The 13,903-nt window shown below is 68.4% G+C and carries 12 protein-coding genes; 5 read left to right on the forward strand and 7 right to left on the reverse strand.

Annotation, left to right across the window (positions count from 1 at the left end):
* Positions 1 to 106: 106 nt before the first annotated feature.
* The 5 genes from MICNX66_RS00420 to MICNX66_RS00440 are packed head-to-tail and all read right to left on the reverse strand — an operon-like array spanning position 107 to position 4,534.
* Positions 107 to 1,159: a vWA domain-containing protein gene (locus MICNX66_RS00420; protein WP_187662852.1), complete on the reverse strand. Its 1,053-nt coding sequence runs from the start codon at positions 1,157 to 1,159 to the stop codon at positions 107 to 109.
* On the reverse strand, positions 1,156 to 2,142 hold the full coding sequence (locus MICNX66_RS00425) for a VWA domain-containing protein (protein WP_232089139.1): 987 nt from the start codon (positions 2,140 to 2,142) through the stop codon (positions 1,156 to 1,158). Before MICNX66_RS00425 ends, MICNX66_RS00420 begins: the two co-directional genes overlap by 4 nt.
* Positions 2,133 to 2,621, reverse strand: a complete 489-nt coding sequence (locus MICNX66_RS00430; protein WP_187662853.1) for a hypothetical protein — start codon at positions 2,619 to 2,621, stop codon at positions 2,133 to 2,135. Before MICNX66_RS00430 ends, MICNX66_RS00425 begins: the two co-directional genes overlap by 10 nt.
* A complete protein-coding gene (locus MICNX66_RS00435) occupies positions 2,608 to 3,495 on the reverse strand; it encodes a DUF58 domain-containing protein (protein ID WP_187662854.1) in 888 nt (295 codons plus the stop codon). Before MICNX66_RS00435 ends, MICNX66_RS00430 begins: the two co-directional genes overlap by 14 nt.
* Positions 3,496 to 3,526: 31 nt before the next feature.
* The gene (locus MICNX66_RS00440; protein ID WP_370428279.1) at positions 3,527 to 4,534 is read right to left on the reverse strand and encodes an AAA family ATPase; all 1,008 of its coding nucleotides are present in this window, start codon (positions 4,532 to 4,534) and stop codon (positions 3,527 to 3,529) included.
* Positions 4,535 to 4,925: 391 nt separating this feature from the next.
* Between MICNX66_RS00440 and MICNX66_RS00445 the strand changes: the two genes are divergently transcribed.
* Positions 4,926 to 6,044, forward strand: a complete 1,119-nt coding sequence (locus MICNX66_RS00445; RefSeq protein WP_187662855.1) for a HesA/MoeB/ThiF family protein — start codon at positions 4,926 to 4,928, stop codon at positions 6,042 to 6,044.
* Positions 6,041 to 7,306 (forward strand): MFS transporter, encoded by a 1,266-nt coding sequence (locus tag MICNX66_RS00450; protein WP_105948988.1) that lies wholly within the window; start codon positions 6,041 to 6,043, stop codon positions 7,304 to 7,306. Before MICNX66_RS00445 ends, MICNX66_RS00450 begins: the two co-directional genes overlap by 4 nt.
* Here MICNX66_RS00450 and MICNX66_RS00455 read toward each other — a convergent pair.
* A complete protein-coding gene (locus MICNX66_RS00455) occupies positions 7,233 to 8,207 on the reverse strand; it encodes a DMT family transporter (RefSeq protein WP_232089140.1) in 975 nt (324 codons plus the stop codon). The two genes, MICNX66_RS00450 and MICNX66_RS00455, sit on opposite strands and share 74 nt — an antisense overlap.
* A 214-nt stretch (positions 8,208 to 8,421) precedes the next feature.
* Here MICNX66_RS00455 and MICNX66_RS00460 point away from each other — a divergent pair, with 214 nt between their 5' ends.
* The gene (locus tag MICNX66_RS00460) at positions 8,422 to 9,783 is read left to right on the forward strand and encodes an NAD(P)-binding domain-containing protein (RefSeq protein ID WP_187662857.1); all 1,362 of its coding nucleotides are present in this window, start codon (positions 8,422 to 8,424) and stop codon (positions 9,781 to 9,783) included.
* Between the two features lie 79 nt (positions 9,784 to 9,862).
* On the opposite strand, the gene MICNX66_RS00465 is transcribed toward MICNX66_RS00460, so the two are convergent.
* Positions 9,863 to 10,546: a Pr6Pr family membrane protein gene (locus tag MICNX66_RS00465; protein ID WP_187662858.1), complete on the reverse strand. Its 684-nt coding sequence runs from the start codon at positions 10,544 to 10,546 to the stop codon at positions 9,863 to 9,865.
* A gap of 221 nt (positions 10,547 to 10,767) precedes the next feature.
* On the opposite strand from MICNX66_RS00465, the gene MICNX66_RS00470 reads away from it, so the two are divergent.
* The gene (locus tag MICNX66_RS00470) at positions 10,768 to 11,907 is read left to right on the forward strand and encodes a hypothetical protein (RefSeq protein WP_187662859.1); all 1,140 of its coding nucleotides are present in this window, start codon (positions 10,768 to 10,770) and stop codon (positions 11,905 to 11,907) included.
* 704 nt (positions 11,908 to 12,611) lie between these two features.
* Complete coding sequence (locus tag MICNX66_RS00475; RefSeq protein ID WP_060922320.1) at positions 12,612 to 13,898, forward strand: adenylosuccinate synthase; 1,287 nt, start codon at positions 12,612 to 12,614, stop codon at positions 13,896 to 13,898.
* The last annotated feature ends 5 nt before the right edge of the window (positions 13,899 to 13,903 follow it).

Below are 13,903 nucleotides of genomic sequence, written 5' to 3' on the forward strand. Positions count from 1 at the left end.
CGAACCCCCGTCGAAGGCATAAGAGCCTGCGACGGGTAACACAATACCATCGAAAGGCGCGGCACACACGCCGTATCTGCAGGGAAGCCCGGGGCCTCGGGCGCCGTCAGGGGGTGTGGGGTGGAACCGACCGTCCGGCGCGAGGGACGCGGAGACCGCGGAGCCGGGCGACCAGGATCGTCGCGCGGGTGAGCTCCACCGCGAGCGCGGCGAGGATGACCAGTGCGGCGACCCAGTACAGCTCGATCACGTTCCCCACCTCGCCGGCGTCGGAATAGGCGGTGGTACTCGACGGTGCGGCGGGGAGCGACGGGGCGACGCCCGCCTCCCGGTGCTCGTACTCGACGCCGAGCTGTCCGGCGATCGTCTCGAGGTTCCCCTCGTCGATGACGGAGAGTGCATCGGCACCCTGGTACTGGATGTACTCGGAGCCGATCTGATCGAGGCCGCCCGTCGTCACGCGCATCGGACCGCCCTCGGCCGTCCCGTACCCGAAGACGGCTCCGGCGTCGGTGTAGCGCGCGCTGTCGGCGAAGGACTCCGGCGCGGAACCCGTCGTCTGCTCGCCGTCGCCGAAGTAGAAGACCATGCGCGAACGGTCCGGCGACGACTCCGCCGCGGCGGCGAGGGTCTCGCTCAACAGCGGTGCGGCCACGCCGATCGAGCTGCCGCGCGACTGGCTCGTGACCTCGGGGCGCAGCACGTCCAGCGATCCGAGGAGGGCGGTGGTGTCGGTGGTCAGCGGAATCCGCAGCTCGGCCGCCGCATCCGAGGTGACCAGGGCGAAACGGGCTCCGGGGTACTCCTCCACGAGGGCCCGCACGTCCGCGCGGACGCCATCGAGCCGGGGAGAGCCGTCGTCCCAGTCCTCGGCGACGATGCTCGCGGTGGTGTCGACGACCAGCACGATGTCGGTGTCGGTCGCCAGCGTCTGCGTGGATCCTCCGGGGAGCCCCGGCCGCAGCAGCATCACGGCGCAGGCGAGGACCATCACGAGCCGCAGGGCCCACAGCGACCGGTGCACGGCGAGAGCGCGTCGATCGGTCACGACCTCGCCGCCGACCCGCGGGGCGCGGACGAGCATCCAGACGCCCACCGCGGCGACGCCGGCGCACAGCAGCAGGATGAGGAACACGGGGAGGACGGGCTGGAAGATCACAGGCGCACCCTCCACACCAGGACGACGAAGCCGAGCGCGAGGACCGAGAGAACGGCGATCCACAGGTTCGGGGTGTCCGTCCAGACCACCTGCGCCTCGCCGCGCAGCGCCGTGGCCTCCTGCTTCTGCACCTCGTCGATGATGTCGCCGACCGTGGTCGTGTCACGGAGTCCGTACGCGGCGCCTCCCGTGGCCTCGGCGGCGGCCGCGAGCTCGGCGCTGACGTCGGCGTCCTTGCCCTCGACCGGGTTGATCGCGAACACCCGCACATCCTTCGAGGCCGCATACGCCGCGGCCTCGTCGAGCGTCACGATCGAGGCGCCGTTGATCTCGTTGTCCGTCGCGAAGATCACCGACCGCGACCGGTCGTCGTCCGGGTGGTCGAAGCCCATGGTGCACGCCGCGAGCCCGTCGCCGATGAGGGAGGCGCCGTCGCCGTTGAGGGTGCCGAGCCAGTGCTCCGGGATCTCGTCCACGTAGTCGAAGCTCGACATCATGCTCGCGAGGTGCTCGCGGATGAAGTCGTAGTCGTCGGTGAGGGGGAAGATCTGCACGGGCGAGCTGTTGAAGATCGTCAGGCCGATGCGCTCCCCCTCGAAGCCGTCGAGCAGCTCGTCGAACACGGAGAGCACCTCGACGTCGACCTCGGACATCGAGCCCGACACGTCCAGACACAGCATGATGTCTCGGCTGGTGTCGACGGGCTGCACCGTCTGGGCGGACATCGGCCGTGCGGCCACGACGCCGGCGGCCAGTGCCGCTCCCGCGCCGAGAGCGAGCAGGCCGGTCAGGGCGACGGCGCGACGGGACAGCGCCTGACGGAAGGACGGGAGCGCCCGCAGCCGCTCCGCCCTGGCCACGCGGGCCGTGTCCGCCGCACGCCGGTCCCGATGGCGGCGCAGCCCCACCACGAGACCGATCACCACCGCGGCGACGACGACAGCGGCGGCGAGGACCAGCATCCAGACGTTCGCTAGTGCCATGCGCGCACCACCGTCCTGGCGGCTTCGGCTCCGGCGACCGGGTCGATCGCGGGCCCCTGCCGGAAGATGCTCGGATAGTAGTGACGACCCATCGCGTCGATGAGCGCCGGGTGGACGCCGCGGGACACGAGATCGTCGAGGGCGAGCACCGGTGCCTCCAGACCGCTGTACTCGTTGACGAACGTGCGTACGACGCGGCTCAGCTCCAGGTTCGCCTGCCGTGCGGAGAGTCGGCGGTCCCGGTAGTCGTGCTCGACGCGGTCGATGCGGTCGAGGTACTCCGAGCGCAGAGCGGACAGCACATCGAGCGTGGACGGCTGCCCGGCATCCGCGGACCCTCCGGAGGCGGCGGTGCGGGGGCGGGTGAGCCGGAACAGCAGCCAGGTGCCCACGATCAGCAGCGCCAGGACGCCGAGAGCGAGCAGCATCCATCCCCACCCGTACTGCGCCGGGGGGTAGAGCTCGTCAGAACCGGGCATCGGACCTCCGGTTCAACAGGTGCAGCAGCTGCGGAACGGCGTGGTCCTGACCGTCGAGCGCGGTGTGGCTGATCTCCATCCGTGTGAGCAGGTCGGCGAGCCGGGCGGCATCCGCCGCCCGCTGCGCGCTGAGCTCGTTCACGATCGTGCGGTCGCCCTGGATGAAATCGGGGACCTCCCAGAGGCTGTCGACGTCGGCGCGCAGCCGGGCGGACCGGTGGTCGAGCACCGGTTCGGCGTCGCGCAGGGTGAGCCAGAGCACGTCGTGCTGCACGCGCAGTCGGCGCAGCAGCCGCTCGGTCTCCGTCGTCACCGGGGCCTCGTCGGTGACGACGACGACGATCATGCGCCGTGCGATCGTCCGCGTGACGAAGGACAGCAGGGCGTCGCGATCGCTGGGGGCCGCCGCGTCGTCGACCGCGCGGTCGATCGTCCGCAGCGCGTGTTCGAGGGCGCCCTCGCTGCGCCCCGGTGCCAGGCGACGGACGCGGGAGGCGTCGCCGTAGACGACCGTGAAGTCGTCGCCGTGCCGGAGCGTCAGCACGCCGAGGGCTCCGGTCGCCAGGATCGCCAGGTCCTTCTTCGAGCGCTCGTCCGCGGCGAGAGCGGTCATCGAGCGTCCCGTGTCGACGACGAACATCACCGTGTGCATGCGCGTGGCCCGTGACCGCTTGACCAACGGGGTGCCGAGGCGGGCGGTCGCGCGCCAGTCGATGTCGCGCACCTGGTCGCCGTACTCGTACTTGCGCAGGTCCTCGAAGTCGAGGCTCCGCCCGTGCAGCAACGACGCGTAGGCGCCGTCGAGCGCGTGCAGCGACTTGCGGTTCGAGTGGATGAAGAGCTTGCTCTTCACCTGCGTGATGAGGCTGGGCATCTGGCGCGGGATCCGTGAACGTGTCGACGGGTCAGGGGGTGGGCACGGCGGCGAAGATCTGGTCGATGATCTCCTCGCTGCGGATGCCCTCGGCGTCGGCCTCGAACGTCAGCAGCACGCGGTGCCGCAGCACGAGGTGTCGCAGGGCGCGGATGTCCTCGGGAAGGACGTGGGTCCGGCCGCTGAGGAGGGCGAGGGCGCGCGAGGCCTGGAGGAAGGCGATGCTGGCCCGCGGGCTCGCGCCGTACTTGATGAAGCGGGCGCGCTCGTCCCCGATGTACGGCGCGGGATTCCGGGTCACGTACGCGATCGACACGATGTAGTTGCGGATCGCGGGGTCGACGTAGATGCGGCTCGCGACGTCCTGCAGCAGGTGCACGTCGTCCAGCGTGACGGCGCTGTGCACGTGCCGGTCGGGGTCGAGCACGCCCGAGTCGATGCGGCTGAGGATCTCGAACTCCTCCGCCGGGCTCGGGTACTCCACGATCTCCTTGAGGAGGAACCGGTCCATCTGCGCTTCGGGCAGCTCGTACGTGCCCTCCTGCTCGATGGGGTTCTGCGTCGCGATCACGAGGAACGGCTTCGGCAGCGGGTGGATCTCGCCGCCGATGGTGGTCTGGTGCTCCTGCATCGCCTCGAGCATGGCGCTCTGGGTCTTGGCGCTGGAGCGGTTGATCTCGTCGAGCAGCACGAAGTTCGCGTGCACGGGGCCGAGCACCGTCCGGAAGCTGCCCGTCGCGGCGTCGTAGATCTGGTTGCCCGTGATGTCGCTCGGCAGGAGGTCGGGCGTGCACTGGATGCGCTTGAACTTCGCCTTCACGGTGTCCGCGAGCGTGCTGGCGGCAGTGGTCTTGGCGAGGCCGGGCACGCTCTCGAGGAGGATGTGACCGCCGGCGATGAGCGCCACGAGCAGGCTGGTGCGCAGGCGCTCCTGGCCCACCATCTTCGCGGAGTACGCGTCGGAGATCGTCTGCAGCACGGAACCGGCGCGCGCCATCTCGGCGTCGGTCGGAGCGGCGGCGGGGGCCGCGGCGGCGATCGGCGCGGCGGACGCGGGCGGTGGCGGGGGTGCGGAGATCGTCGGCGGGGTCGGCGCGTCGGCGTCGGTCATCGGTCTTCGTCTCCCTCGGTCACACGCGGGCCCGCACGGCGCGCCCCTCCGCCGACCAGCGTAATCGCAACCTGCGCGGAGGTCGCCGCTAAGCGGCCGGATGAGTCTGCTCCAACGCCTCCATTGACATGCAACGTTTTACCCGCTGATACTTGGCTCGTTCGATACCGACCCGACTATGCGAGAGGAGGAGCTATGTCGTTCACAGTTCGGGCAACCAAGGAACGTGACATCAGCTGGGGTGTTCTCTGAGAACGCGCACGCCACCCCGTATCGCTCGGCCTCCTCGGTCGAGCGATACGGGGCCGGAAGGAACTTCATGCGACCGCAGATCAAAAGAGCGCTACCCATCTATTGGCTCGCTGACGATGTCGTCCGCATCGGCGCGCAGCAGGGGATCACGAAGGAGCTCACCGACCCGCAGGGCCAATTGCGCGTCCTGTTACCGCTGCTCGACGGCAGGCGTGAGTACGGCGACGTCCTTCGAGAGGCGTGCCAAGCCCTCGGCGACCTGTCTGAAGACGACGTGCGCGAGGGGATCCAGTATCTCGACGCAAGCGGCCTCATCGAGGACGCGTGCTCTTACGACAGCCTGCCCGTTCGGCTGGAGGCCAATCAGACGTTCTTTGCGGCCGCCGCCGGGAATACGCAGGCAGCGGCGAATCGTGCCCAGCACGTTCTCCGCGAGTCTCATGTCGTTCTGCTCGGGCTCGGAGGGGGCGGAAGCGCAAGCCTCCCGCAGCTTCTGGCGTGCGGCCTCCGTAAGCTCACCATCCTGGACTACGACGTCGTAGATGAGAGCAACCTCAACCGGCAGACTCTGTTCCGGACGAGTGATATCGGGCGGAAGAAGACCGACGTAAGCGCAGAGTATTGTCGAGCGTTCGCTCCGGACGTCGATGTCGAGGTGTTCGATCTGAAGGTCGCCTCGGTGGACGACATCGTTCGGGTCGCGCGGGGAGCCGACGTCATCATCTGCGCCATCGATGAGCCTCGGTTCATTGCCCAACGCCGTGCGAACGCCGCGGCGGTGCGACTCGGAATCCCCGTCGTCATCATGCTCACTCAGCACACCAGCGGCCGCTTCTTCTCGGTGGTTCCGCGAGAGTCCGGCTGCCTCGATTGCTTGCACATCTTCGACGAACTCAACACGGATGGCTTCCTGCGGCAGTTCCATGCACTGATGTCGCCGGCGAGAGACGCGGCGACCGCGGCGATTGCGCCGCACATTCAGAGGCTCACGTCCTTCGGCGTGGACGAGGCGATGCGCCTGATCACCGGATACGCGGCCCCTTTGGGTCTCGGCCGACAGGTCGAGGTGAACTACATCTCAGGAGCGCTCCGCATCATCATGAACTGGGATCGACACCCGGGCTGCCCGACGTGCGGATCGGGCGACTCCCAGTTCGACTACATCTTCGATGCCGACCCGCTGTGAATCCGCCTCGGCTGGGTCTCTGGCGCGTCCGCGACTATCGGGCGTGGTTCGCCGGTGACACGCTCACCCAAGTCGGCCTGAGCATCGGGGCCTTCGCCTTCACTCTTCTCGGCTACTACGTCACATCCGACGCCTTTCTCGCAGGGCTGATCGGCACTGTCTCGGCCGTCGCGCGGGCGGTGTCGACCCTTCCTGGTGGCGTTCTCGCCGACAGGTTCGACGCCCGAAGGCTGATGATCTGGTCGGGCGCGTCCGCGTTCGCAATCTACGCAGGACTGTCGGCGATGTACGTCACGGGCACGCTGACGACAGCTGCGCTCATCGTGATCGCGGCAGGAGAGGGGCTCGTCGTGGGGCTCTTCTTCACGGTCACGGACGTCGCGCTCCCGCGCATCGTCGGGAAGCGATTCCTGGCCGAGGCATCCGCAGCCAACCAGTCTCGCGACGCAGCCATCCGGCTTGCGGCGGCACCGGTATCGGGGCTGCTCTTCGGTGTGCACCCTTCGTTGCCGCTGATCGTCTCGGCGGTCGCTCGGCTCGGAGAAGTCGGATCCGCCCTCGCGATACGCAAGGACCTCAGCCCCGAGGGCCTCGGTGACGAAGCGGGGGTGCGATCGCTCGCCGCAGGTCGTCGTTGGCTGGCGGTGTGGCGTCAACCGCGAACCCTCATCGGTCTGATCGTGCTGGTCAACTTCTGCCTGGGTGCCTGTGGAATGACCATCGTGCTCAGCCAGCAACAGACAGGCACCCCCGCGTGGCAGATCGGAACCATCCAGACCATGCAGGGCGCAGGCGTGCTCGCAGGTGGAGCCGTCGCGGGATGGATACTCCGCCGATACAGCGGGCGCGCGATCGTGCGCCTATCGATCTGCATGATCACTCTGGCGTTCACCGCTCTTCTCGTTACTCAGAGCGTTCCCGCTGTGGCGGTCATCGGCTTCGTCGCCTCGATGCCGTTGATACCTCTCAACGCCGTGCAGGGGTCGTACCTCGCGTTGATCATCCCCGACCAGATCCGCGGTCGCGTGCTGTCGCTTTCGTCCTTGCTCGGAGCGCTCGCCGGCGGTGCCGCGCCTCTGCTGGCCGGAGCGCTTCTGGAGTACGCCGGTTACTACCTTGCGGTCGGGGTGCCTCTCGCCATCCTCGCGGGGACGGCGGTGGCCGCTGCGCTCTCCAGGGCGGTCGGAGCTATTCCCCGGAGGAGCGAGTTCGACCAGGTCGAACCGCTTCCCCTGTCCGCGGGTGCCATCGCAGACGCGTGATGAGCACGCCGAGCAGGCACAGCGCGCCGCCCACGAACATGAGCGGGGTGGGCACCTCCCCGAGGATCAGCCAGGACAGCAGGATCGCGAGGGCCGGGACCACGTACGTCGTCGCGGAGGTCTTCCCCGCGGTGCTGCGCTGCAGCACGTACGCCCAGGTGGTGAAGGCGATCGCGGTGGGGAAGATACCGAGGTAGACCACCCATAGCGTTGCGTCGAGGGGCGCCGTCTGCACGTCGGCGATCAACGCGCCGAGCCAGGGAAGCAGGGCGATCGTGCCGGCGGCCGCCCCGAGCCAGGTCAGCGTGGTGGCGTCGGCCCCCGAGGTGAGCAGGTGTTTCTGCAGCAGGGTGCACGCCGCGTACATGACCGCGGCGAGAAGGGCCAGCAGGAGGCCCGTGAGGTCGGGGCCGGTGCTGCTGGTGGAGTTCATGCCGATGAGGACCACCCCGAGGAAGGCGATGGGGGCGCCGATCACGAGGGGGCGGGGGAATCCCTCCCGGAGGAAGAGACCGCTGAAGACGACGACCATGAGCGGCGCCAGGTTCACGACCATCGCGGCGGTCCCGGCGTCGAGGGTGCGTTCGGCGCTGTTGAGGGCCAGGTTGTAGATGCAGAACCATCCGACGCCCCACACGGCGATCAGTAGCCAGTGGCGGCGCTCCGGGAGCCTGATGCCGTGCCGCAGCGCGATGATCGTCAGCCCGAGGGTGCCCACGGCCATGCGCAGCAGCGCCAAGGCCCCGGCGTCGTAGTGCGGCCCCGCGCCACGGATCCCGATGAAAGCCGACGCCCAGAGTACGACGGTCACGCCGGCTGCGAGCAGCACGAGGGCGCCGCGCGATCGCGCCGGCGAGCCCTGTGGGTCGAGCCGCTCTGACGCCCTGATGTCCTGTCGCACCGTTCGATCCTGGCACCGGCCGCCGACATCGGCGATGCGGGGAAGCGACAGTCGTCGTCGCATTCCCGCCAGCGTGGCGCTGAGGCACTGCTAACGTCGAAGAGCAGCCACTGTCCGGGCGGGTCGAGCGTTCCGCTCCCACCGGGGAAGAACTGTCCTCCTCTCCCGGATACGGCTGCGCCCGATACATGACGGAAGAGTTTGAGGACGATACGTGACGAACAGTGAACGAGTAGCGATCATCGGCGCCGGCCCCTCGGGGATGGCGCAGCTGCGGGCCTTCGAGTCCGCGGCCCGTGCGGGGGCGGAGATCCCCGAACTGGTCTGCTTCGAGAAGCAGGCCGACTGGGGCGGCCAGTGGAACTACACCTGGCGCACCGGGCTGGACGAGTACGGCGAGCCCGTGCACTCCAGCATGTACCGCAACCTGTGGTCGAACGGCCCGAAGGAGGCCCTGGAGTTCGCCGACTACACCTTCGACGAGCACTTCGGACGGCCGATCTCGTCGTACCCGCCGCGTCCGGTGCTGTGGGACTACATCGCGGGGCGTCTCGCGAAGACGCAGGTGCGCGACCTCATCCGTTTCCAGACGGCGGTGCGCTGGGTGGAGTTCGACGAGGAGCGTGAGGTGTTCCGTCTCACCAGCGAGCACCTGCCGACCGGGCGCACGACCACGGAGGAGTTCGACCGCGTGGTCGTGGCCAGCGGACACTTCTCCTTCCCGAACGTGCCGCATTTCGACGGCATCGAGACCTTCCCCGGATCCGTCGCCCACGCGCACGACTTCCGGGGCGCGGAGGCCCTCGCCGGGCGGGACGTGCTCGTGATCGGGTCGAGCTACTCGGCGGAGGACATCGGCAGCCAGGCGTTCAAGATGGGCGCTCGCTCGGTCACCGCGAGCTACCGGACCGCGCCGATGGGCTATGACTGGCCGGAGGGCTTCGAGGAGCGTCCGTGCGTCGAGCGCTTCGAGGGCCGTACCGTGCACTTCGCCGACGGCACCTCGAAGGAGGTGGACGCGGTCATCCTCTGCACCGGCTACCTGCACAAGTACCCGTTCCTGCCCGCGGAGCTCGCCCTGTCCTCGCCGAACAACGTCTACCCCGACGGGCTGTACCGGGGCGTGCTCTGGCAGGGCAACCCGCGCCTGGCCTACCTCGGCGCGCAGGACCAGTGGTTCACGTTCAACATGTTCGACGCGCAGGCCTGGTTCGTGCGCGACGTCATCCTCGGCCGGATCGCCCTCCCCGACGAGGCCGAGCGCGCCGCGTCCATCGCCGCGTGGCGGAAGCGGTTCGCCGAGATCGACTCGACGGCGACGGAGATCCGCTTCCAGGCCGACTACATCCGCGACCTGTTGGAGTGCACCGACTATCCGGCGTTCGACCTCGATCGCGTCGTGGAGATCTTCCTCGCCTGGAAGCACGACAAGAAGGCCGACATCATGGGCTACCGCGACCGCGTGTACCCCTCGGTCATGACCGGGACGCTCGCCGCCGCACACCACACCCCGTGGCTGGACGAGCTCGACGACTCCCTCGAGCGCTATCTCGAGGCCGACGCGCTCCTCGTCTGATCGCCGACCCACCCCCTTCCGGCCGTCCCACCCCTTTTCGTACGTTCGCAAGGGGGTGGGGCGCACGGGAAGGGGTGGGTCACCGCCTGGCCCGACGCCGCCCGATCCCCACGACGACCGTGGCAGTGGCGAGGATGATCGCGGCGATGAGGAGCACCCAGAGTGCGACACCGCCGTAGCCGCCGTTCAACGAGGGATCGAGGAAGGGGTACGGGTACCACCACGGGTTCCCGGTCGCGGGTGCGGTCACGAGGTTCGCGCGGAGCAGTGTGTATATCACCCACACGATCGGGAAGATCGCGGCGATCCCCACGGCGCCCCAGCCGAGCGCACGACGACGCGGCGCGAACAGCACGTCGGCGAGCAGGACGAGCGGGATGACGACGTGCAGCACCTCGTTGGACCAGGCGACCGTGGCCCCCTGCGGCAGCGCGATCCCGCGGAGCAGCGTGTTGTAGACGACGCCCGTGACGATCATGTAGGTGCTCGCGCACACGAGCAGCGTCGCCAGCCACGTCGGTTCGACTCTCGCGTCGCGGTGCGTCAGCCCCCAGACCCCGCCGACGGCCAGCACCACCGCTGCAAGCACGTTGGAGAGGATCGTGAAGAAGCTGAAGAAGTTCGCGAACACGGTGGGCAGATGCGCGCCCCACGCGGTGTCTGCGGTGAGGGCGATCTCCAGGGTGCGCACGAGCTGCGCGACGATCGCCGCCACCGCGAGCGCCGCCGCCACGAGTCGGATGTAAGGCCACCACCGCGTCATCGCCACCTCCGTCGCCACTGTAGCGGGATCGAAACCGTGCCTCCGCCCGGCGCGGTGCGGGATCGAGAACGTGCCTCCGTCCGGGTGTGGGATCGAAATCGTGCCTCCGGCGACCCCGGAAGGAGCGTATTCCGTCCCGTATCGCGCTTCCCCGGCGGACAAGCTTCGGCAATGATGGTCGAGATGGCGTCACGAAGGCCACGGACCCGCCGGAGGTAGTCATGTCGTACGACATCGAAGTGTATGGAAAGCTCCGGCTCGCACCGTCCGAGGTGCAGACCGGGACGGGTCCAGTCACAGCGAGCGAGATCGCTGGCGAGGGGCTCGTTCAGGCCTTCACTCATGATTCAGGGGAGTACTGCTTCATCGTCGACGGGCCGCACGACGTCGGCGGCGAGGACATGGACAGTGTTCCCACCGGCCTCCCCGACAACGTGCGCTTCCGGTACGCAGTCGTCGTCGAAGGCTCTGCGCAGCCCCATATCGGACATGCGCTGCGTTTCGCGGATGATCTGGCCGGGGTGGTGGGAGGGGTCGTGCACGACCCACAGGTCGCCGTGGAGGAGACGTCCGACCCTCGATACGTGTCACGGAGGACCGGGCCCAGCCGCGAGAAGTTCCTGCACGTCGAGTGGTTCCGGCGCTTCGACGAGGAAAGCCCTTCGTTTGCCCAGATGTATCTCGAGTCGGCGAAGGAGCATCTTCCGGCCGCACTGCCCACCGTGTTCGGGTTCAGCGAGCCACTACGAGGAAAGCTCGCAGAGGAGGGGGCGGAAGGGGTCGACCGCATCTACCGAGAAGATGGTGACCGCAGCAGACTGGTCCTCCGGGGGCGAAAGCCGCTCATCTCGGGATTTGTCAGTGGGTGGTCCGATCAGTCCATCGCTGAACAGCAGCGCGTCCGGCTCGTCTTCGACGCGTCGGCGCTCTCCAAGCCTCGGTTCGTCAGCGCCTTCGAGAGCTTCTTCGTCGATCTCGCACAGCGTTCGAGCAGCTTCTTCTCATTCGCCGAGGTCACGCAGTCCCGCTTCTCCCCGACGATGGCGCTGCCGCAACGGGGTGAGTGGCCAGGCCTGCCGCAGAGCCCTCCGTGGCTGAGCTGGTTCTCCACGGAGTACGCCGACCTCGTCCGCCCGCATCTGACCGCGGGTGCGCATCGCGAGCTGAGCGGCGGCATGCTCTATCGCTCGAACATGCCCGCGACGAGCGTCAGCGCTTCATGGACGGAGCCGGGGGCCTGGGTCCCCTCCGAGTTCGTTCCTGTTCAGGCGGATCCTGACAATCACCGCAAATCGACGGCTCGCGCGAGCGAGATGCCCGTCGCGCTCCTGTCATCGGACTACTTCGTCAAGGTCCGGTGACTGTGGACCCCGATCGGTGGCGACTATCAGACGATCTCGATCGATTTCGAGCTCGACCACTTGGTGGAGTCGGACGCGTTAGGCGCAGTCGCGGGGTTCCTCGTGGATGTGGCACGTCGCGTCGGCAGCTTCTTCGCCTTCGCCGAGCTCAACGACACTCGGTTCGCGACGGCGCGTCCGCGCGGTTTCGACGGAGCGTGGGGAGGGCTGCCGGTCGACCCTCAGTGGGCCACCTGGTACGACGCGGAGTACTCCACGCTGGTCCGGCCCCGTCTCCGAGGTGGCGAGATCCAGGAGTTCCCGGAGGGGCTCATGCACCGATGGTCCACCACACCGGCAAGGGCAGACGCGATACGCCGGGGGCTCAGCACCACATGGCCGCCACCCGATCTCGTGGGCTCGGTCCACACCGCACCAGGCGGTCCCCGTGGGATCGCACAGGCGAAGGTCGTGCCGGAATCGCTACGAGTCCCTTCCTCGTGAGCGGAAGTGCTGGTCCTCGGTGAGCCTTCGTCGACGAACGCGCGCCACCGCCTGATACGGGATCGAAACCGCGCCTCCAGGGCCTCGGGCCGGTGTGTATTCCGTCCCGTATCGCGCTTCCGAGGGCTGTCGGAGGCCTGCCGATAGGATGGGAGAGCCCGATCGGGCCAGCTCATCCGCCGGTGGAATCCCGGCGAGAGGCATCATCCAGGGGGTTACCCATGCCAGGAATCGTGATCGTCGGCGTGCAGTGGGGCGACGAAGGAAAGGGCAAGGCCACCGATCTGCTCGGTGAGCGCACCGACTGGGTGGTGAAGTTCAACGGCGGCAACAACGCCGGGCACACCGTCGTCGTCGGCGACGAGAAGTACGCCCTGCACCTGCTGCCCTCCGGCATCCTGTCGCCCGGCGTGAACCCGGTCATCGGCAACGGCGTGGTCATCGACCTCGAAGTCCTCTTCTCCGAGCTGGAGGCCCTGTCCGCCCGCGGCATCGACGTCTCGCGGCTCAAGGTCAGCGCCAACGCGCACATCATCACCCAGTACCACCGCACGCTCGACAAGGTCACCGAGCGCTTCCTCGGCAAGCGCAACATCGGCACGACCGGCCGCGGCATCGGTCCGGCCTACGCCGACAAGATCAACCGCGTCGGCATCCGCGTGCAGGACCTCTTCGACGAGAACATCCTGCGCCAGAAGGTCGAGGGCGCTCTCGACCAGAAGAACCACCTCCTGGTGAAGGTCTTCAACCGCCGCGCCGTCACCTGCGACGAGATCGTCGACGACCTGCTCTCCTACGCCGAGCGTCTGCGTCCGATGGTCGCCGACACCGGCTACCTCATCGACCAGGCACTGAGCCGCGGCGAGGTCGTCGTGTTCGAGGGTGGCCAGGCCACGATGCTCGACATCGACCACGGCACCTACCCGTTCGTCACGTCGTCCTCGGCCACGGCCGGCGGCGCCTCGACCGGGTCCGGCGTCGGCCCCGGCGCACTCGACCGCATCGTCGGCATCGTCAAGGCCTACACGACCCGCGTCGGCTCCGGCCCGTTCCCGACCGAGCTGTTCGACGAGCAGGGCGACTGGCTGCGCAAGCAGGGCTTCGAGTTCGGCACCACGACCGGGCGTCCCCGCCGCGTGGGCTGGTACGACGCCCCCATCACCCGGTACGCCACGCGCATCAACGGCATCACCGACCTCGTGCTGACCAAGCTCGACATCCTCACCGGGCTCGAGAAGATCCCGGTGTGCGTGGCCTACGACGTCGACGGGGAGCGCTTCGACGAGGTGCCGGTGAACCAGACCGACTTCCACCACGCGAAGCCGATCCTGGAGTACTTCCCCGGGTGGAGCGAGGACATCTCGACCGCGCGCACCTTCGAGGATCTTCCGCAGACGGCGCAGGACTACGTGCTCGCGCTGGAGGAGATGAGCAACACCCGCATCTCGGTGATCGGCGTCGGCCCGGAGCGCGATCAGGTGATCGTGCGTCACGACCTGCTCGACTGATCGGC

The sequence above is a fragment of the Microbacterium sp. Nx66 genome (genome assembly GCF_904066215.1).
Lineage (GTDB): Bacteria > Actinomycetota > Actinomycetes > Actinomycetales > Microbacteriaceae > Microbacterium > Microbacterium meiriae.